The 19,867-nt window shown below is 72.3% G+C and carries 17 protein-coding genes; 8 read left to right on the plus strand and 9 right to left on the minus strand.

Annotation, left to right across the window (positions count from 1 at the left end):
- Positions 1–176 precede the first annotated feature (176 nt).
- The gene (locus ACFVXK_RS20645) at positions 177–875 is read left to right on the plus strand and encodes a prepilin peptidase (protein ID WP_389613671.1); all 699 of its coding nucleotides are present in this window, start codon (positions 177–179) and stop codon (positions 873–875) included.
- Between the two features lie 131 nt (positions 876–1,006).
- Here the strand turns inward: ACFVXK_RS20645 and mgrA are convergent, their stop codons facing one another.
- Positions 1,007–2,044 (minus strand): L-glyceraldehyde 3-phosphate reductase, encoded by a 1,038-nt coding sequence (gene mgrA / locus ACFVXK_RS20650; RefSeq protein ID WP_389613673.1) that lies wholly within the window; start codon positions 2,042–2,044, stop codon positions 1,007–1,009.
- Positions 2,045–2,173: 129 nt separating this feature from the next.
- Here mgrA and ACFVXK_RS20655 point away from each other — a divergent pair, with 129 nt between their 5' ends.
- From ACFVXK_RS20655 to ACFVXK_RS20675, 5 genes are all read left to right on the plus strand, one after another.
- On the plus strand, positions 2,174–2,935 hold the full coding sequence (locus ACFVXK_RS20655) for an isoprenyl transferase (RefSeq protein ID WP_389613675.1): 762 nt from the start codon (positions 2,174–2,176) through the stop codon (positions 2,933–2,935).
- Positions 2,936–3,330: 395 nt separating this feature from the next.
- On the plus strand, positions 3,331–4,647 hold the full coding sequence (locus tag ACFVXK_RS20660; protein WP_389613677.1) for a PhoH family protein: 1,317 nt from the start codon (positions 3,331–3,333) through the stop codon (positions 4,645–4,647).
- Between the two features lie 408 nt (positions 4,648–5,055).
- Positions 5,056–5,778, plus strand: a complete 723-nt coding sequence (locus ACFVXK_RS20665; RefSeq protein ID WP_389613679.1) for a transglycosylase SLT domain-containing protein — start codon at positions 5,056–5,058, stop codon at positions 5,776–5,778.
- Positions 5,779–5,897: 119 nt separating this feature from the next.
- Positions 5,898–7,223, plus strand: a complete 1,326-nt coding sequence (locus ACFVXK_RS20670) for an AI-2E family transporter (RefSeq protein ID WP_389613681.1) — start codon at positions 5,898–5,900, stop codon at positions 7,221–7,223.
- The gene (locus tag ACFVXK_RS20675) at positions 7,220–7,897 is read left to right on the plus strand and encodes a hypothetical protein (RefSeq protein WP_389613683.1); all 678 of its coding nucleotides are present in this window, start codon (positions 7,220–7,222) and stop codon (positions 7,895–7,897) included. The genes ACFVXK_RS20670 and ACFVXK_RS20675 overlap by 4 nt, the downstream gene beginning before the upstream one ends.
- Before the next feature lie 84 nt (positions 7,898–7,981).
- Here ACFVXK_RS20675 and ACFVXK_RS20680 read toward each other — a convergent pair whose 3' ends face one another.
- Positions 7,982–8,521, minus strand: coding sequence for an alkyl hydroperoxide reductase (locus ACFVXK_RS20680; protein WP_125601103.1), 540 nt, complete (start codon positions 8,519–8,521; stop codon positions 7,982–7,984).
- 3 nt (positions 8,522–8,524) lie between these two features.
- On the minus strand, positions 8,525–9,079 hold the full coding sequence (locus tag ACFVXK_RS20685) for a peroxiredoxin (protein WP_389613685.1): 555 nt from the start codon (positions 9,077–9,079) through the stop codon (positions 8,525–8,527).
- A gap of 134 nt (positions 9,080–9,213) precedes the next feature.
- On the opposite strand from ACFVXK_RS20685, the gene ACFVXK_RS20690 reads away from it, so the two are divergent.
- Positions 9,214–10,161 carry a hydrogen peroxide-inducible genes activator gene (locus ACFVXK_RS20690; protein ID WP_389613687.1) on the plus strand — a complete coding sequence of 316 codons (948 nt, stop codon included), beginning with the start codon at positions 9,214–9,216 and terminating at the stop codon, positions 10,159–10,161.
- A 30-nt stretch (positions 10,162–10,191) separates the two neighbouring features.
- Here the strand turns inward: ACFVXK_RS20690 and ACFVXK_RS20695 are convergent, their stop codons facing one another.
- From ACFVXK_RS20695 to ACFVXK_RS20715, 5 genes are all read right to left on the minus strand, one after another.
- Positions 10,192–12,546 carry an ABC transporter permease gene (locus tag ACFVXK_RS20695; protein WP_389613689.1) on the minus strand — a complete coding sequence of 785 codons (2,355 nt, stop codon included), beginning with the start codon at positions 12,544–12,546 and terminating at the stop codon, positions 10,192–10,194.
- Positions 12,543–13,229: an ABC transporter ATP-binding protein gene (locus ACFVXK_RS20700; protein ID WP_389613715.1), complete on the minus strand. Its 687-nt coding sequence runs from the start codon at positions 13,227–13,229 to the stop codon at positions 12,543–12,545. Before ACFVXK_RS20700 ends, ACFVXK_RS20695 begins: the two co-directional genes overlap by 4 nt.
- Positions 13,229–13,753 (minus strand): PadR family transcriptional regulator, encoded by a 525-nt coding sequence (locus ACFVXK_RS20705; protein ID WP_045948431.1) that lies wholly within the window; start codon positions 13,751–13,753, stop codon positions 13,229–13,231. Before ACFVXK_RS20705 ends, ACFVXK_RS20700 begins: the two co-directional genes overlap by 1 nt.
- Before the next feature lie 158 nt (positions 13,754–13,911).
- On the minus strand, positions 13,912–14,169 hold the full coding sequence (locus tag ACFVXK_RS20710; protein ID WP_389613691.1) for a hypothetical protein: 258 nt from the start codon (positions 14,167–14,169) through the stop codon (positions 13,912–13,914).
- Positions 14,166–15,080: an SPFH domain-containing protein gene (locus tag ACFVXK_RS20715; RefSeq protein ID WP_389613693.1), complete on the minus strand. Its 915-nt coding sequence runs from the start codon at positions 15,078–15,080 to the stop codon at positions 14,166–14,168. Before ACFVXK_RS20715 ends, ACFVXK_RS20710 begins: the two co-directional genes overlap by 4 nt.
- Positions 15,081–15,323: 243 nt before the next feature.
- Between ACFVXK_RS20715 and ACFVXK_RS20720 the strand changes: the two genes are divergently transcribed.
- Positions 15,324–17,636: a transglycosylase domain-containing protein gene (locus tag ACFVXK_RS20720; RefSeq protein WP_389613695.1), complete on the plus strand. Its 2,313-nt coding sequence runs from the start codon at positions 15,324–15,326 to the stop codon at positions 17,634–17,636.
- A 78-nt stretch (positions 17,637–17,714) separates the two neighbouring features.
- Here ACFVXK_RS20720 and ACFVXK_RS20725 read toward each other — a convergent pair whose 3' ends face one another.
- Positions 17,715–19,805, minus strand: coding sequence for a SpoIIE family protein phosphatase (locus ACFVXK_RS20725; protein WP_389613697.1), 2,091 nt, complete (start codon positions 19,803–19,805; stop codon positions 17,715–17,717).
- Positions 19,806–19,867: the final 62 nt, after the last annotated feature.

A 19,867-nucleotide genomic window follows, 5' to 3' on the forward strand; every position in this document is an offset into this window, starting at 1 on the left:
TGGCATTGCCGCGCAGCGGCAAAATCCAGCCCCGCCGGCGATTGAGGCGCGGGGTCTGGGGCGGAGCCCCAGGGAACGGAGGAAGGGCGGGGAGGGGACACCGCCCCGCGCAGCGGTGGTCGGAAGGGGTCCCGGGGCCCATGCCCGGCGGGGTGGCGGGGGCCTACCGTCGGCGGATGGGCGCAGTCGTGATCATCCTCGCCGCCGCGTACGGCGCAGCCACCGGGTGCGGGCTGCCCCGCGCCGCCTACCGGCTCTCCGTCGAGCCCGGTGAGCCCTGGCGCGCGCACCACCCCGACGGGCGGCCCCTCGCGGGGTGGTTCGGGGCCGGGGGAGGGGGCCGCCGGTGGCCCCCCGCCACCGTCTGCGCGGCCGTCTGCGCCGCGCTGGCGGCCGCCGCCGGGGTCCGCCCCGAGGCGGCCGTGTTCGTCGGGCTCGCGCCCGTCCTCGTGCTGCTCGGGATGGTCGACCTCGCCGTGCACCGGCTGCCCGACGTCCTCACCCTCCCGCTGGCCGCGGCCACCGCCGCCCTGCTCGGCGCCGCCGCCCTCCTGCCCCGCGCCGCCGGCACCTGGCGGGGGGCGCTGCTGGGAGGGGCCGCGCTCGGGGCGGCGTACCTGCTGCTGTTCCTGATCAACCCCGCCGGCATGGGCCTCGGCGACGTCAAGCTCGCGCTTCCCCTCGGGGTCGCTCTTGGGTGGTACGGGTGGGGGGTATGGGCCGCCGGGGCCTTCCTCGGGCTGCTCTACGGGGCCCTCTACGGCCTCGCCGCCCTCCTGACCAGCCGCGCGACCCGCGGGACCGGCTTCGCCTTCGGGCCCTTCATGGCGGCCGGAGCCCTCACCGGAGTGCTCCTGGGCGGATTCGGAGCGTAATCATTTCGCGCCGATGCACGCATCACGCTTTACGAAGGGTTATGGTGGAACCCCCCCCTCGGGCCGGTCCGTATCCCCCCCACGGACCGGCCCGTTTTTCTTTTCCGTTCCCTCACGGGCAAAAGCGCAGGTCAGCCGCGCTGGGCCCAGATGTTGGTGCCGGGGGTGGAGACGGCGAAGGAGTCGATCTCCTTCAGCTCCTGCTCCGAGAGGGGAGCACCGGCCAGCGCGGCCACGTTCTCCTCCAGCTGCTTCACGCTCGACGCGCCGATCAGCGCCGAGGTCATGCGCTCGTCCCGCAGCACCCAGTTCAGCGCGAGCTGGGCCAGCGACTGGCCGCGGCGGGCCGCGATGTCGTTGAGCCCGCCCAGCCGCCGCACCACGTCCTCCGAGAGCAGCGCCGGGTTCAGCGACTTGCCGGCCGCGGCCCGGGAGTCCTCCGGGATGCCCTGGAGGTACTTGCCGGTCAGCAGGCCCTGGGCGAGCGGCGCGAAGGCGATGCAGCCCATGCCGGCCGACTCCAGGGTGTCCAGCAGCCCGTCCTCCTCCGTCCAGCGGTTGATCATGGAGTACGAGGGCTGGTGGATGAGCGGGCGCACGCCCATCTCCCGCAGGATCCGCACGGCCTCGGCGGTCTGCTCCGCCGTGTACGAGGAGACGCCGACGTACAGCGCCTTGCCCTGCGCGACCGCGGACGCGAGGGCGCCCATGGTCTCCTCCAGCGGGGTGTGCGGGTCGAACCGGTGCGAGTAGAAGATGTCGACGTAGTCGACGCCCATCCGCTTCAGCGAGGCGTCCAGCGAGCCGAGCAGGTACTTGCGGCTGCCCCACTCGCCGTACGGGCCGGGGTGCATCAGGTAGCCGGCCTTCGTGGAGAGGACCAGCTCCTCGCGGTGGTGCGCGAAGTCCTGGGCGAAGATCTTGCCGAAGTTCAGCTCGGCGGATCCGGGCGGCGGGCCGTAGTTGTTGGCCAGGTCGAAGTGGGTCACGCCGAGGTCGAACGCGCGGCGCAGGATCGAGCGCTGGGACTCCAGGGACTTGTCGTCACCGAAGTTGTGCCAGAGGCCGAGGGAGATGGCGGGGAGCTTGAGACCGCTGCGGCCCGTGCGCCGGTAGGGCATGGAGTCGTAGCGGGAGTGGTCTGCCCGATAGGGATTGGTATCAGTCACGTTGTCCTTGCTATCACGGACTTGTGACCTACCGAGTTGGGTACCCCATCCCGCCGCGCAGTAATGTGGCGGGGACTCGGGGGAGACCGCAATTCGTACGGGGGCTTTGCACGGAGGGGCTGGAAGATCGTGAAGCTGCGCGACCTGGTGTACAGGCTCTATGCACGCCGGGTGGAAGGTCGCCTCGACCATGACGCGTCGCCCAAGCACATCGGCGTCATCCTGGACGGGAACAGGCGCTGGGCCAAGGCGTCCGGAAGTTCGACGGTGCAGGGCCACCAGGCCGGTGCCGACAAGATCTCCGAGATGCTGGGCTGGTGCACCGAGACGGACGTCGAGGTCGTCACGCTGTGGATGCTCTCCACGGACAACCTGGACCGCCCCGAGGGCGAGCTCCTCCCGCTGCTCAACATCATCGAGAACACCGTCAGGGGCCTCGCCGAGGACGGCCGCTGGCGCGTCCACCACGTCGGCAACCTGGACATCCTGCCGTCCCGGACGCAGCACGTGCTGAAGGAGGCCGAGCAGGCCACCCACGACATCGGCGGGATACTGGTCAACGTCGCCGTCGGCTACGGCGGTCGCCAGGAGATCGCCGACGCGGTCCGCTCGCTGCTGCTGGAGCACGCCGAGAAGGGCACCTCCTTCGAGGAGCTCGCCGAGGTCCTGGACATCGACCACATCGCGGAGCACCTCTACACGCGCGGCCAGCCCGACCCCGACCTGGTGATCCGCACCAGCGGCGAGCAGCGGCTGTCCGGGTTCATGCTGTGGCAGAGCGCGCACTCCGAGTACTACTTCTGCGAGGTCTTCTGGCCGGCCTTCCGCAAGGTCGACTTCCTGCGCGCCCTGCGCGACTACGCCGCCCGGCACCGCCGGTTCGGGACCTGATCCCGGGCGCGGACCCCCAAGAGGGCCACCGGCGGACACCCGGCGGACACGCTGCGGGCCCCCGCCGGTACCCCGCGGCCGAAACCCCTCGGAGCCACTCCGGACCCGCCCGCCCCCTTCGTCGAGCCTTCACCTGGGCTTCACCGAGCGTCCGTCATATGCCATGGCATGGGCGCCCCCGTTCAAGGGCATAAGCCTTGCAGGTCGATGCCCGATCCACGGGTGTCGAGTCTCAGCGGACGGCACCGGGCCGTCCGCCCGGGAGGCCCTTTGCACCAGGACGAGCGTGCGGTTCGCACGGACGGAATGGAGGGCCGGAAAGCGGCCCTGGCACAGGTGCCGTTGACCGGTCCGGTCTTCATGGCCCGACCTCTTACGAGGGGGTACGTCCTTCCGTGGTGACCAGCACTAAGCGCCGCCTGTCCGACAGGCGGACCTACGTCCTCGACACCAGCGTCCTGCTGGCAGACCCCAACGCGATCTCCCGCTTCGACGAGCACGAGGTCGTGCTCCCGATCGTGGTGATCACCGAGCTGGAGGCCAAGAGGCACCATCCCGAGCTCGGCTACTTCGCCCGTCAGGCCCTGCGCCTGCTCGACGACTTCAGGGTTCGCCACGGCCGCCTCGACGCCCCCATCCCACTGGGCGATCTGGGCGGGACCCTGCGCGTCGAGCTCAACCACTCCGACCCCGGCGTCCTGCCGGCGGGATTCCGGCAGGGGGACAACGACTCGCGCATCCTCGCGGTCGCCCGCAACCTGCAGGCCGAGGGGTACGACGTCACCGTCGTGTCCAAGGACCTCCCGCTGCGCATCAAGGCCTCCTCCGTGGGGCTGCTGGCCGAGGAGTACCGGGCGGAGCTGGCCATCACCGATGCCGGCTGGACCGGCATGAGCGAGCTCGCCCTCTCCGGGGAGCAGGTGGACCTCCTCTACTCCGAGGAGCGGCTCTACGTCCCCGAGGCCGCCGAACTGCCGGTGCACACCGGGCTGATCCTCCAGTCCGAGCGCGGCAAGGCCCTGGGCCGGGTCACCGCCGACGGCAACGTCCGCCTGGTGCGCGGCGACCGCGACGCCTTCGGGCTGCACGGCCGCAGCGCCGAACAGCGCATCGCCCTGGACCTGCTCCTCGACCCGGAGATCGGGATCATCTCGATGGGCGGCCGGGCCGGCACCGGCAAGTCGGCGCTGGCGCTGTGCGCGGGCCTGGAGGCCGTCCTGGAGCGCCGCCAGCACCAGAAGGTGATGGTCTTCCGGCCGCTGTACGCGGTGGGCGGCCAGGACCTCGGCTACCTGCCCGGTGACGCCAACGAGAAGATGAGCCCCTGGGCCCAGGCGGTCTTCGACACCCTCTCGGCGGTCGCCGGGCGCGAGGTGATCGAGGAGGTGCTGAACCGCGGGATGCTGGAGGTCCTGCCGCTGACGCACATCCGCGGCCGCTCCCTGCACGACGCCTTCGTCATTGTCGACGAGGCCCAGTCCCTGGAGCGCAACGTCCTGCTGACCGTTCTGTCCCGTATCGGGGCCAATTCGCGGGTCGTTCTCACTCACGACGTGGCCCAGCGCGACAATCTGCGGGTCGGCCGGTACGACGGAGTGGTCGCCGTCGTTGAGAAGCTGAAGGGGCATCCGCTCTTCGCCCACGTCACGCTCACCCGCTCCGAGCGCTCCCCGATCGCCGCACTCGTCACGGAGATGCTCGAAACGCTCTGATCACCCAAATCCCCCATAGTGGGACGGTCAGTTGACGCCGTCCGGCAAAGGCGCAGGAGCCTAGCCGGACGGCGTCCTTCCGCACAGGGCTTTGGCGAAAACAGCGGCGTCCTGCCTGATGTGACCTTTAACACGCAACGCGGAATTGCCTTGCGGCGTCGAGGTCCGGCAGAGTCTGTTTTCCGTCAGGCCCCGCATACGGCACACCTGTATCTCCCGTTGGGGATACGCGCAGCACCACAACTCCACAGCCGTTGACCGTATGCCGCCCGGTTTCACGCGGCAGCCCCCGCAAGGGAGTTGTCCTCGGGCCCGTGTCTCCAGTGACCAGAGCACCACGGAGTCCAGTGTCGAAGGGGCACTCTTGCGCCCGCGCGGTCACTGCGGACGCTGCTGGAAGGACACCGTGTGAGCCGGATCTCGGTCCGGGGGTTCGCAGTGGCTTCGGCCACCGCGGTCACCACCGTCGGCGCTGTCGTCGGCGTCGCCACTGGCGATGCCGCCACCTCGAACGACCTCGAGACGACCGCGTCCGGAGCGACTCTCCTCCAGGACGTGCCGGTCGGCGAGCAGGCCCAGGTCCAGAGCGGGTCCCTGGCCCAGCAGGCCGACGCCATCGCCCACGCCGCCGACGACGACGCCAAGCGCTCGGCGGAGGAAGCGGCCCGCATCCAGGCCGCCGAGGACGCCAAGTCCAAGAAGGCGGACGCGCAGAAGGCGGAGCAGGAGAAGAAGGACGCCGACGCCAAGAAGCTCAAGGACGAGCGCGACGCCGCCGAAGGCATCGCCAGCCGCTCGGCCACGCGCGACGCCGGCGACTTCCCCGTCCAGGGCTCCTACACGATCGCCCAGGTCAAGGACATCGCCCGGCAGCTGGTCCCCTCGGGCCAGTTCCAGTGCTTCTCCAACATCATCAACGAGGAATCCACCTGGAACTACCAGGCCGTGAACTCCTCGTCGGGCGCCTACGGCCTGGTCCAGGCGCTCCCCGGTTCGAAGATGGCCTCGGCCGGCTCGGACTGGCGCACCAACCCGGCCACGCAGATCAAGTGGGGCCTGGGCTACATGAACGAGCGCTACGGCAGCCCGTGCAGCGCCTGGAGCTTCCACCAGGCCAACGGCTGGTACTAGAGGCCCGGCGGACCACGCCCGCGCACAACCAGGGGGAACCCCACACCGTCCTACGGTGTGGGGTTCCTCGCGTGTACGGTCGTGCGAGGCGTGATCGCGGGGCGGGGGAAGGGAACGACATGGCGAAGAGGACGGGCTGGCTCGGCCGGCTCGGCAGAGGGCTGAGCCGGATGGAGGCGCGCCTGGACGAGCGGCGGGCCGAGGTCGAGGCGGAGGCCGAGGCCGACGTGGAGCCGCTGCCGCTCCCGCCCGCGACCCGTCCCGAGGCGCAGGCCGCCGACCGGGAGGAGCCCGCGCCGCCCGCCCGGCCCGACCCGGCGGCCGTCATCCCGTGGGGGATGCGCGTCGCCGCCGAGGCCAGCTGGCGGCTGCTGCTGCTCGCCGGGATGGTCTGGGTACTGATGAAGGTGATCAGCGAGGTCCGCCTGGTCGTCCTCGCCTTCGCCGCCGCCCTCCTCGTCACCGCGCTGCTCCAGCCGTTCGTGGTCCGGCTGCGCCGGATCGGGCTGCCGCGCGGGCTGGCCACCGCCGTCACCGCGGTCCTCGGCTTCGTCGTCATCGGGCTGGTCGGCTGGTTCGTGGTCTGGCAGGTCATGGAGAACCTCGACGACCTCTCCAGCCGGCTGCGCGAGGGCATCAACGAGCTCAAGAGCTGGGCACTGGACAGTCCGTTCCACGTGACCGAGAAGCAGATCAACGACATCGCGAAGAACCTCAGCGAGACCATCGGCACCAACACCGAGGAGATCACCTCCGCCGGTCTCCAGGGCGTGACGGTGCTCGTCGAGGTGCTGACGGGCATGCTGCTCGCGATGTTCTCGACGCTGTTCCTGCTCTACGACGGCCAGAAGATCTGGAACTGGGTCCTCGGCCTGGTCCCCGCCGCGGCCCGCCCCGGTGTCGCCGGAGCCGGCCCGCGCGCCTGGCGCACCCTGACCGCGTACGTGCGCGGCACGGTCCTGGTCGCCCTCATCGACGCCGTGTTCATCGGCCTCGGCATCTACTTCCTCAAGGTGCCGATGGCGGTCCCGCTCGCCGTGTTCATCTTCCTCTTCGCCTTCATCCCGCTCGTCGGCGCGGTGGTCTCCGGCGCGCTCGCGGTGGTCGTGGCCCTGGTGACCCAGGGGCCGTTCACCGCCCTGATGGTGCTGCTGGTGGTCCTGGCCGTCCAGCAGATCGAGGGGCACGTGCTCCAGCCCTTCATCCTGGGCCGGGCCGTACGGGTCCACCCGCTCGCGGTGGTGCTGTCGGTCGCCGCCGGCGGGATGATCGCCGGCATCGGGGGCGCGGTCGTCGCCGTGCCGCTGGTCGCCGTCACCAACACCGTGGTCGTCTACCTGCGCGCCTACTCGCGCGAGCGGCGCCTGGCACCGCCCTCCCCGACCGGCCCCGCGCCGCACGGCGCCACCGCCGTACAGGCGGCCGAGCGGGAGGCCCGGGGGTGATCGGCGAGCCCGAGATCGAGGGCGGGTGGTCCCCGCAGGAGTCCGGGGGGTCCGCCGACGCCACCGGTCCGGCGGGCTCCGAGCGGCCGTTACGGGCGGGGCACTGGCGCTGGGCGCTGGGCGGGGCGCTCGTGGCCTCCGCGGTGTTCGCGGGGGTCCTGGTCGTGCAGGAACGTTACGGCGAGGCCGGGCCCCCGATCCGCTACCGGCACAGCGAGCAGCTGTGCACGGAGACCCCGCTGAAGGCCGTCGGCACGGCGCTCGGCGGCCTGGACCGGGGCGTGCCGAGCAACGGCGAGGACGCCGCGCTGGACTGGTCGAACTGCTTCGCCAACGGCAGCAGGGAGGACCAGGCCTTCGTCTCCTACGCCCAGGTCCTGGTCGAGCTGCACAAGAAGACCGACCCGGCGCCGGAGTTCGCGGCCGTGCCGGTGCTGGACCCCTACGTGATGCCCCTGCCGGCCGAGCGGGTGTCCGGGCTGGGTGAGCGGGCGGTCCTCTCCGGTTCGCTGCAGGCGCCCCGGCTCCAGGTGCTCGACGGCGGGGCGGTCTTCACGCTCACCGTCCACTGGTGGGGTCGCGGCGACAGCGGCAAGAGCGACCTCGACGGGGACGCCGTCAAGGCGGCGATGGTCGAGGACATGCGCGCCCTGCTGACCCGGCTCAGGAAGTAGCCGGCGCCGGAACGCACCGTGCCCCCGCGGCCGGAAGGGCCGCGGGGGCACGGAGGGTCGTACGGGATCCACCCGTACGGGTGACTACTCGGCGGCCAGGGCCGCTTCGGCGTCGAGGGTGACGGCGACGGCCTGGATCACCGAGGCGATCTTGAAGGCCTCCTGGACCGTCTCGCGGTCCACGCCCGCCTTGCGCAGGACCTGCTCGTGCGAGTCCAGGCACTGGCCGCAGCCGTTGATGGCGGAGACCGCGAGCGACCAGAGCTCGAAGTCCACCTTCTCCACGCCCGGGTTGCCGATGACGTTCATCCGCAGGCCCGCGCGCAGCGTGCCGTACTCCGGGTCGGAGAGCAGGTGGCGGGTCCGGTAGAAGACGTTGTTCATCGCCATGACCGCGGCGGCGGACTTGGCGGCGTTGTACGCCTCCGGGGACAGCGCGGCCTTGGCCTCGGGCTCCAGCTCACGCAGGACGCGCGGGGAGCGGGCGGCGATCGCGCAGGACAGGACGGTGCCCCACAGCTGCTGCTGGGTGAGCGTGTCCTGGTTGCCGATGACCGAGCCGAGGTTCAGCTTCAGGTCCTTGGCGAAGTCCGGTATGGCGGACTTGAGGGTGTCGAGGGACATCCGTCACTCACCGGCCAGCAGGGCGCCGGCGTTCAGGGTGTCCTCGCCCTTGTTCCAGTTGCAGGGGCACAGCTCGTCGGTCTGCAGGGCGTCGAGGACCCGCAGGACCTCCTTGGGGTTACGGCCCACGGAACCGGCGGTCACCATCGAGAACTGGATCTCGTTGTTCGGGTCCACGATGAAGACGGCGCGCTGGGCGAAGCCGTCCTCGCCCTGGATGCCGCAGGCCTGCATCAGCTCGTGCTTGGAGTCGGCCAGCATCGGGAAGGGCAGGTCACGCAGGTCGGCGTGGTCCTTGCGCCAGGCGTGGTGGACGTACTCGGAGTCGCCGGAGATGCCGAGGATCTGGGCGTCGCGGTCGAGGAACTCGTCGTTCAGCTTGCCGAAGGCGGCGATCTCCGTGGGGCACACGAAGGTGAAGTCGGCCGGCCAGAAGAAGAGGACGCGCCACTTGCCCTCGTAGGTCTTCTGGTCGATCTGCGCGAACTCCTTGCCGGCTTCGAGCGAGACGCAGGCGGTCAGGTCGTAGCTGGGGAACTTGTCACCGACAGTGAGCACGAACTCTCCTTGCGGAATGGAAAGTGACCCTTTTGGGGGCTTTCCGAGGGGGTTGGACTGTCTCACATGCTGGCACAGCTGCATTGATTACGGAAATAGCTAATCTAGTGGTGGGTGATCGGAGGTACCTATCAGTGGCTGTGAGTAGTAGAGGACAGAAGCAGCCGACGCTGGCGCAGCTGCGCGCCTTCGCGGCGGTCGCGGAACACCTGCACTTCCGGGACGCCGCCGCGGCGATCGGCATGAGCCAGCCCGCGCTCTCCGGGGCCGTCTCCGCGCTGGAGGAGGCCCTCGGGGTGCAGCTGCTGGAACGCACCACCCGCAAGGTGCTGCTCTCCCCGGCCGGAGAGCGGATCGCCGTCCGGGCGCGGGGGGTGCTCGACGCGCTGGGCGGGCTGCTGGAGGAGGCCGAGGCGGTACGGGCCCCGTTCACCGGGGTGCTGCGGCTCGGGGTGATCCCCACCGTCGCCCCGTACCTGCTGCCGACCGTGCTCGGGCTGTTCCAGCGGCGCTACCCCCGCATGGACCTCCAGGTCCACGAGGAGCAGACGGCCTCCCTGCTGGAGGGGCTGGCCGCCGGACGCCTCGACCTGCTGCTGCTCGCGGTCCCGCTGGGCGTCCCCGGGGTGTGCGAACTGCCGCTGTTCGACGAGGACTTCGTCCTGCTGGCGCCCCGCGACCATCCGCTGGCCGGCCGCCGGGACATCCCCCGCGAGGAACTGCGGGGCTTGCAACTGCTGTTGCTGGACGAGGGGCACTGCCTGCGCGACCAGGCCCTGGACATCTGCCGAGAGGCCGGACGCACCGCAGGGGCCGACGTCACCACCACCGCCGCCGGACTCTCCACGCTCGTCCAGCTGGTCGCCGGCGGACTCGGGGTGACCCTGCTGCCGCGCACCGCGCTGCGGCTGGAGACGGCCCGCAACGAGGCCCTGGCCACCGGCTACTTCGCCGAGCCGGCCCCCTCGCGGCGGATCGCCCTGGCCATGCGCAGCGGGACCGCCCGGCAGGAGGAGTTCCGGGCCGTCGCGGGCGCCCTGCGCGAGGCGGTGCGCCCGCTGCCGGTGTGGCCCACCGACTGAGGGGGCCACACCGGCAGCGGGCTGTGCGGGCTACTCCGTCCGCAGGCCGTCCGGGCGCATCAGCCGCAGCAGGGGCGGCACGGTCAGCACGGTGACCAGGGCGACCACGCCCGCCCCGGCCCCGGCCAGGGCCAGGACGGAGTTCCAGTCGACGTGCACCGGCCGGCCCGCGACCCACAGCAGGGCCGACCCGAGGGCGAGGCCGGTGCCGGTCGCGAGCGAGAGCCCGAGCGCGATCGGCAGGGCCGTCTGCCACAGTACGGACAGGCCCAGCGTGCCGCGCGGGGTGCCGAAGGCGACCAGCGCGGCCAGCAGGCGCCGCCGCTCGCGCAGCTGCTCCAGCTGCGACACCAGCAGGCTCGTCCCGATGAGCACGAGCAGGGCCGCGGCGCCGAAGAAGAGCCCGGTCCGGATCGCCGCGTACGAGGTGTCTTCGGAACTCTCGCGCAGGGTCGTCGCCTTCGCGAGGGGCTCCGCCCGGAACACCGCCGTGCGGATCCGGTCGAGGGTGTCGGGCCGGGACTCGTCGGTCTGGAGGTAGACCTGGGCGGCGGGCCAGCTGCCCATCTCCCGGGGGGCGGCCGACGGGGTGACGAGCACTCCCTCGCGGAGGTCGCCCATCGGGTCCGGGACGGCCCGCACCGTACGGGCGCCCGCCGGGACGGCCCACTCGACGGGCTTCTGCGCGGGCAGTTCCCGGGCGCCGAACGAGGTGATGTTGCCCGCGTAGAGCCGCTCGCCGGGAACGGGGGCGAGGGGTTCACCGGTGGGGGAGAGCCCGCCGCCGGACAGGACGAAGGCGTCGCCCTCGGCGCAGGCCCCGATGTCGGCGACCTCTCGCAGCGCGTCGCAGGTGCCGATGGTCCCGCGGATGGTCTCCCCGTCGGCCGGTGTACTCCGCGCCGCCTGGAAGCCGGTCAGCGGTACGGCGCGGACGACGCCCGGGGTCGCGGCGAGTTCGCGGGCGAGGGCGTCGAGGCGCGATTCGGTGCCCATGTGCATCGTGACGGACACGGCCGCGCGGCCGGGATCCTGGCCGGTGGGCCGCTCGTAGTCCTCCTCGACGCCGGTGAAGACCATCTGGAGGGCGATGGCACCGGCCACCGCCACCGCGATCCCGTTGACCATGCGGGCGGCGCCGCCGCTGTCGACCTGGAGCCGACGGACGGCCAGCTGCCAGGAGACCGGCCCGCCCGAGAGCCGTCCGACGACCCGCTCCAGCAGCCACGGCAGCAGGACGGTGACGGCGACCAGCAGCAACAGCACGCCGCCACCGGCCAGCCACCGGTCGAAGCCGCGGTGCGCTTCGCTGCGCCTGCCCAGCGGGACGAGCAGGCCGAGCCCGGCCGCGGGCAGCAGCAGGCGCCACCAGACGCGGCGCCGGCGCGGCGCCGCCACCCGTGCGACGCCCAGCGGCTCGATGACCACCCGCCGCAGGGCGGGGACGGTGACGGCCACGGCGGCCGCCGGGACCGCCAGCGCCACGAGCAGCAGGAGCCACGCGGAGGGGTCCAGGTCCTGCGGGAAGACGCTGCGCTGCTGGAAGGAGAGGGATCCGACCAGGCTGCGGCCGGCCAGGAAGAAGCCCGCGCCGAGCACCAGACCGACCAGTGCCCCGGACAGGGCCTCGCCGGCCGCGATCCGGCGTACCGTGCGCCCGTCGGCGCCCACCAGCCGCAGTGCGGCGAGCCGCTGGTCGCGCCGCTCCCCGCCGAAGCGGACGGCGGCGGCGATGAAGACGGCGACGGGCGTCAGCAGTGCGACGAAGGTCAGGACGACGATCAGCATCAGCCCCGGGCCGAGTGCCCGGGGCTCCCGGTCCCCGGCGAAGGCGGTGATCCGCTGGATCCGGTACTCGCCCGGCCCTCCCCGCTGCAGGGTGTCGCTGCCCAGGTAGAAGAGGAGTTCGGCCGGACCGGTCAGGCCCCGGTCGGCGACGGTCGCGGTGATCCGGGCGCCGAGGCGCTCGCGCAGGTCCGCCCCCTCGGGGGAGGCCAGCAGCCTCTCCAGGGCGGGGGAGACCGCCATCTCGCCGGCCTTCGGGAGGGCCTTCAGCCCCGGCGGCACGGGGGCGTCCGGGCCCTCCGCGCGCAGCAACCGGCCGCCGATGTCCTGGTGGCGGTACGTCTGGTCGACGCGGGCGACCAGCAGGGTGTCCCGGCCGGGGGCGTCGGCCGTGGTGGCGCCCAGGAGGGAGCGGGCGTCCTCGCGTTCGTGGCGGCCGGTCAGCGCCCCCGGTACCGCGGTGCTGATCAGCAGCAGGGCGACGCCGAGGCCGACGCCGACGCCGGTGAGCAGGGTGCGGGTCCAGCCCTGGCGTCCGCCGCCGAAGGCGAAGCGGGCCCCGAGGGAGAGGTCCCGGGCCCAGGCCCGGAGCGTGTTCATATGGCGCGCTCCATGTCCCGGGAACGGCCGTCGCGCACGACGATCTCCCGGTCGGAGTAGGCGGCCACCCGGGTCTCGTGGGTGACCAGGACGACGGCGGCGCTCGCGGCCCGGGCGGCCTCGGTGAGCAGCTGCATCACCAGTTCGCCGTTGAGGGAGTCCAGGGCGCCGGTGGGCTCGTCCGCGAAGACCACCCGGGGGCGGGTGACCAGGGCGCGGGCCACGGCCACGCGCTGGCCCTGGCCGCCGCTGACCTCGCCGGGGCGCTTGGCGCCGACGTCCTCGACCTGGAGCCGCTCCATCCAGCCCAGGGCGGTGGCCTCGGCCTCCTTGCGCCTGACCCCCGCCAGGCGCAGCGGCAGGGCGACGTTCTCCACGCAGGTCAACTCGGGTACGAGCTGCCCGAACTGGAAGACGAAGCCGAACTGGCTGCGGCGCAGGGCGCTGCGCTCGGCGTCGCCCAGGGCGGTGAGGTCGCGGCCGTCGTAGGTGACGGTGCCGGCGTCGGGCGCGACGATCCCGGCGAGGCAGTGCAGGAGCGTGGACTTGCCGGAGCCGGAGGGGCCCATGACGGCGACGACCTCGCCGGCGTGGATGGAGAAGGCGGCGCCGTCGAGGGCCTTGGTGGTGCCGTAGGCCTTGTGCAGGCCGTCGGCGACGAGGAGGGAGCCGGCGGGGGTCATCATCGGCGCACCTCGCGGGCGAGCTGGTCGAGGCGGGCGGAGGTGAGTTCGAGCCAGCGCAGGTCGGCCTCCAGGTGGAACAGGGCGTGGTCGCAGACCAGCTGGTCGGCGAGGTCGCCCTTGCGCTTGCGCTGGGTCAGGATGCGCATCAGGCGCAGGTGTTCGGCGCGCTGGGTGTCGAGCAGGCCGCTCGCGCTGCGGCCGGTGAGCAGGGCGAGGACCACCTTGGTGTAGAGGGTGGAGTGGAGGTAGGGCTCCGGCTTCTCGGGTTCGGAGAGCCAGTGCGCGACGTCGGTGATCCCGGCGTCGGTGATGGCGTACCGCTTGCGGTCGGGACCGCCGCCGCTCTCGATCCCGTCGACCTCGACGAGGCCGTTCTTCAGGAGGCGGGACATGGTCGAGTAGACCTGCCCGTAGGCGAGCGGGCGGTCGTGGCCGAAGTTCTCGTCGAAGGCGCGCTTGAGGTCGTAGCCGTGGCGCGGGCCGGCCTCCAGGAGGCCGAGCAGGGTGTGGCCGATGGACATGGCGGTGACTATACACGGGGTGTATACGCACGGTGTATAGATGGCCGGGCGGTGGATCCGCCCAGGTGAGGGGTGGTGGCGGGCGCGCGGACGCCCGGGCGCGGTGGTCGCGCCCGGGCGGGGCCGGGGTGTGGCAGGTGGTGGCGGGTGGTGGCGGGTCAGGTGTCCCGGCCGGTGCGGGGGCGGCCGCGGGGCGGGATCGGGGCGGCGCCGCCGGGGAGCCTGCCCGCCTCCGACAGGGCCCGGCGCAGCAGGAACTCGATCTGCGCGTTCGCGCTGCGCAGCTCCTCGCCGGCCCAGCGCGCGAGGGCGTCGTACACCTGCGGGTCGAGCCGGAGCAGCACCTGCTTGCGCGGCTCCCGTCCGGCCCGGGCGGGAGCCGGCTCGGTCGGGTCCTGGTCGCCCCTGGAGGTCACTGGTACAGGGTGCCCGTGTTGATGACCGGGGTGGCCGCGCGGTCACCGCACAGGACCACCATCAGGTTGGAGACCATCGAGGCCTTCCGCTCCGGGTCCAGGTCCACGATCTCCTCCTCGGCCAGCCGGGTCAGCGCGAGCTCCACCATGCCCACCGCGCCCTCGACGATCTGCTTGCGGGCCGCCACGACCGCACCGGCCTGCTGGCGCTGGAGCATCGCGGAGGCGATCTCCGGAGCGTACGCGAGGTGGGTGAAGCGGGACTCGATGATCTCCACGCCCGCCGCCTCGACCCGGTTGGCCAGCTCGGCCGCGAGCTTCTCGGTGATCTCCTCGGCGTTGCCGCGCAGCGAGAGCCCGCCCTCCTCGTGCGCGTCGTAGGGGTACTCGATCGCGATGTGCCGGACGGCGGCCTCGGTCTGCGTCTCGACGAACTCCGTGAAGTCCTCGACCTCGAAGACGGCCCGCGCGGTGTCGGCCACCCGCCACACCACGACCGCCGCCAGCTCGATGGGGTTGCCGTAGGCGTCGTTGACCTTCAGGACGGCCGTCTCGTGGTTGCGGACGCGGGTGGAGATCTTCTCGCGCGAGGTCAGCGGGTTGACCCAGCGCAGCCCGTCCGTGCGGATCGTCCCCCGGTAGCGGCCGAACAGCTGGACCACGCGGGCCTCGCCCGGGGCCACCGTGTTCAGCCCGCTCATGGCCAGGACCGCGGCCAGCACCACCAGGATGCCGAGGGGGATCAGGGCCGCCTTGGTCGCCGTCGCGGCCACCGTCGCGCCGAGGGCGATCAGGCCGGCCCCGAGCACCGCCCCGATCAGCCCCGACAGCAGCGCGAGTCCGCCGCCGACGCTGTTCGCCGCGAACTCCCGTACGCCGGCCGGTCGTTCGCCCGTTCCCGTGGCTGTCATGGAATACCCCCGTTTGTTCCGTCGCGTCCGGTCCTGGTCGACCGGAAGTCCTAGCAAAGTGATATCACTTTTTGCGATGACCGCAACCCATCCGGCATCGTGAGCGTCGGTTCCATTGGAGTGGGTGCTGATTCTCACGTCCGAATTGACCGGTATTGATCAGGGTTAGCCAACCTTTGTCACAGCCTGCGGTGTTAGTTTTCTGAGCTGACGTCGGGGGGGTAATCGAGCGGAGCGGGAGCGATGGGCCGAGCAGATGCGCGACGGGCGCAGCAGCAGCGCGGAGGGCGGAAGGCGCCGGCCGGGCGTACCGCCGGGCGCGCTGCCGGGCGCGCGGACAAGCCGACCGGGAAGAAGCGCGGCGGCATACGCCGCTTCTTCACCTGGAAGACGATCCTCGGGACCTTCCTCGGCGGGATCCTGCTCCTCATAGCCGGAGCCGTCGCCCTCTACTTCTCCGTGGACGAGCCGACCGACCCGAACAAGACGGCGGTCCTGCAGAGCAACACGTTCAAGTGGGCCGACGGGTCGATCATGACCCGCACCGGTGACATGAACCGCGAGATCGTCTCGATCGACAAGATCCCCGAGGACGTGCGCACGGCCTTCATCGCGATCGAGAACAAGACCTTCTACAAGGACCGCGGCGTCGACTTCATCGGCATCGCCCGCGGCGCGTTCAACACCCTGCGCGGCAAGGGCACCGCCGGCGGCTCGACGATCACCCAGCAGTACGTCAAGAACTACTACCTGACGCAGGACCAGTCGGCCACGCGCAAGCTCCGCGAGATGGTGATCTCCCTCAAGGTCGACCAGCGCATGGAGAAGGACGACATCCTCGTCGGCTACCTCAACACCAACTTCTACGGCCGCGGCGCCTACGGCATCCAGGCCGCCGCCCAGGCCTACTACGGCGTCGACTCCGACAAGCTCACCCTGGAGCAGGGCGCCTACCTGGCCGCCGTCATCCAGGCCCCCAGCCAGTACGACCTCGCCACCGCCGGCCCCAACGGCCGCCGACTGGTGACCATCCGCTTCAACGCGGTCCTCGACAACATGGTCGAGATGGGCAAGCTGGACAAGGCCAAGCGCGACGCCATGCACCTCCCCGAGCCGATCAAGCCCAAGCCGCGCCCCGGCATGGACGGCCAGAAGGGCTACCTGATCCAGGCCGCCAAGGCCGAGCTGAGCCGCCAGAACATCAAGGAAGCCGACTTCGAGGCCGGCGGCTGGACGATCACCCTCAACATCGACAAGAAGAAGCAGGCGGCGCTGGAGAAGGCCGTCCAGGACGAGCTGGAGTCCAAGCTCGACCGCAAGGACACCAAGGACCGCCCGGTCGACCAGAACGTCCAGGCCGGAGCCACCTCCGTGGACGCCAAGACCGGCAACATCGTCGCCATGTACGGCGGCGTGGGCCTGAACGAGAAGTCGGCGAGCAACGCCCTGCGCACCGACTACCAGCCGGGATCCACCTTCAAGGCCGTCGTGCTGGCCACCGCCCTGGAGACCGGGGCCAAGACCCAGGACGGCCGTCCGATCACCCCGAACGCCCTCTACGACGGCACCAGCAAGCGCCCCGTGGTCGGCAGCGACACCCCCTTCGCCCCGCAGAACCAGGACGACGTCAACTACGGCGACCCGATGCTCACGGTCCAGGAGGCCACCAACTCCTCCGTGAACTCCGTCTACGCCCAGATGATCGTGGACGCCAAGCCGGAGGCCACGAAGAAGACGGCGATCGCCCTCGGCATGAAGGACCGCGAGGGCTGGCCCGCCGACAAGCCGGCCATGTCCCTGGGCACGATGAGCGCCAACACCGTGGAGATGGCCGGGGTCTACGCCACCTTCGGCAACCACGGCAAGAAGGTCACCCCGACCATCGTCAAGAGCGCCGAGCACGTCGACGCCGAGTACAAGCCGGTCAACCCCATCGGCGGCCAGGTCATCAAGCGCGAGACCGCCGACACCGTCACCAAGGTCCTGACCGGCGTGGTCCAGGACGGCTCCGGCAAGGCCGTGCGGTCCGACGCCTACCAGGCGGCGGGCAAGACCGGCACCACCGAGTCCAACGTGGCGGCCTGGTTCACCGGCTACACCCCGGAGCTCGTCACCGTCGTCGCGATGTTCGGCGAGGACCCGAACTCGCACAAGCAGGTCACCCTGACCGGTACGGCCGACAAGGGCCGCGCGGGCGGTTCCAGCTTCCCCGCCCAGATCTGGCGGGCCTACACCACGGCCGCGCTGAAGGGCGTCAGCACCGGCGAGTTCGACCTGTCGGACGCCAACATGGGCACCCCGGTCGGCCCGACCCGCACCGCCGTCCCCTCCAGCGGCCCCTCCGGCTCCGCCAGCCCGTCGCCCTCCGGCTCCGGTACCCGCCCGACGGGCACCCCGGACCCCTCGGGCAGCGGCACCGGCAAGCCGGACCCGACCTCGTCGACCAAGGGCCCGACCCCGCCGACGAAGAACCCGACGCCTCCGACGGGCGACCCGCAGCCGCCGACGAAGAAGCCGACGCCGCCGGCCCCGCCGAACCCGGACCTCTTCCAGTAGGCACGGAAAAGACCGCCGCCCCGCAGCTTCGAAGCTGCGGGGCGGCGGTCTTTCCCGAGGGCCTGACCGGCCCTGCGCTCAGCGCCGGTCGTGCGCCGGCGGCAGCGGCAGCTCGAACCAGACCACCTTGCCGCTGCTCAGCCGGGTCGCGCCCCAGCGCCGTGCCAGCCGGTTGACCAGGAACAGGCCGCGCCCGCCCTCGTCGGTCTCCCGGGCCCGGCGCTGGCGCGGCAGCTGCGGGGAGTCGTCGCCGACCTCGCAGCGCAGCACGTCCGTGCGCAGCAGCCGCAGGGTCACGGGCCGCTCGGCGTACCGGACGGCGTTGGTGACCACCTCGCTGACCAGCAGCTCCAGCGAATCGCTCAGCTCCTCCAGCCCCCAGCGGGCCAGGGCGCGGCGGGCGAACCGGCGGGCCCGGCCCGGAGCGGTCTCCTCCGGGTCCAGGAACCAGTACGCCACGTCGCTGGGCGCGATCCCCTCGAAGCGGGCCGCGAGCAGCGCGATGTCGTCGTCCCGGTCGCCCGGGCCGAGCATGTCCAGCACGTCGTCGCAGAGGGCCTCCAGCGGCGGCGAGTGGTCCAGCCCGGTCAGCTGCGCGGTGGTGGCGAGCCGTTCGCGGAGCTGGTCGATGCCCGTCCACACGTCCCGCAGCCGGGACTCCACCAGCCCGTCGGTGTAGAGCAGCAGCGTGGCCCCGGCCGGGGCGTCCAGCTCCACGGCCTCGAAGTCCACCCCGCCGACGCCGATGGGGGCGCCCGGCGGGACGCGCAGCACCTCGGCGCGGCCGCCCAGGTGCAGCAGGACCGGCGGCGGGTGGCCGGCGTTGGCGATGGTGATCCGGTGCGAGACCGGGTCGTAGACCGCGTACAGGCAGGTGGCCATCCGGTCGGAGCCCAGCCGCTGGGCCTGCTCGTCCAGGTGGTGCAGCACCTCGGCCGGGGGCAGGTCCAGCTGGGCCAGGGTCTGCGCGGTGGTGCGCAGCTGGCCCATGATCGCGGCGGAGGTCATGGAGTGGCCCATGACGTCGCCGACGACGAGGGCGACCCGGCTGCCGGGCAGCGGTATGGCGTCGTACCAGTCGCCGCCGACCCGGGCCGTCTCGGCGGCGGGCAGGTAGCGCGAGGCGAGCCGCACGCCGGTGGGCTGGGGCAGGCCGTCGGGCAGCATCGTGCGCTGGAGCTCGTCGGCGATGTAGGCCTCGCGCCCGTAGAGCACGGCCTTGTCGATGCCGAGCGCGGTGTGCGTGGCCAGCTGCGCGGCGACGAGCAGGTCGTTGGTCTCGAACGCGTCCCGGTCCGGGGTACGCAGGAACACGGCCGCGCCGATCACCCGGCGGCGGCCGCGCAGCGGGGCGAGGATCGCCCGCTGCCCGCGCGGCACCGGATGGTCGGCGCCCAGCAGCTCGGGCAGCGCGTCGCGGGCGCCGGGCGCCGACCCGAACACGGGCCGGACACCGCGCAGCACCTCGGCGAGGGCCCCGCCGGGCCGGATCTCGCACAGCTCCGCCGCGGGCAGGTCACCCTGCGGGCCGACGAGCGGCAGCTGGCTGAAGTCGAGTTCGCCGGCGCCCCCCGCGGCTCCGGCCCCCTCGCCGCCTTCGGCCAGGGCCAGGTCGTCGATCGGCCGGAGCCGGTCGGTGCGGCGCAGCCTTAAAACGACCGGGCCGACGGGCCGCTCGTCGCCGACGGGCAGCGGGTCGCGCAGGTAGACGAGGATGGCGTCGGAGAAGGTGGGCACGGTCGCCCGGCACAGGCCGAGGACGATCTCGTCGAGGTCGATGCCCCGGGCGATCCGGCGCGTGGCGGCGCCGACGAACCGCAGCCGGTCGCCCTCGCGCCGGGCCACGCCCGCCTCGGCGGAACCGGTGCCCGGGCCGCCCGCGCCCGGTACCGTCCGCGCCCCGGCCGCCGGAGCGGCGGCGTCCTCGTCGCGGCCCGCGTTGCGGGCGGCCTCGCCGTCACGGGTCCGCGCGGCCGCGGCGCCGGGGTCCGCCGGGCCGTGGCCGGAGGAGCCGTCGCCGGCGGTGCCGCGCGGGCGCGGGAAATCGGCATGCGTGCGTACGGCCTCGGCGGCCGCGATGGGGGCCTTGCCGTGGCCGAGCTCGTCCGTACCTCCGCCGGGGGCGACGGTGGGCTGCGGGCCCTCCTGGGAGGTGGGGTACTCCGTCACGCGTGGAATTCCGTCCGTTTGCGCTCGATGTGCGCTGCACTCAACTCGGTTCAGTCGCGGTA

This window comes from Streptomyces sp. NPDC058157 (assembly GCF_042884105.1).
In the GTDB taxonomy this organism is placed as follows: domain Bacteria; phylum Actinomycetota; class Actinomycetes; order Streptomycetales; family Streptomycetaceae; genus Streptomyces.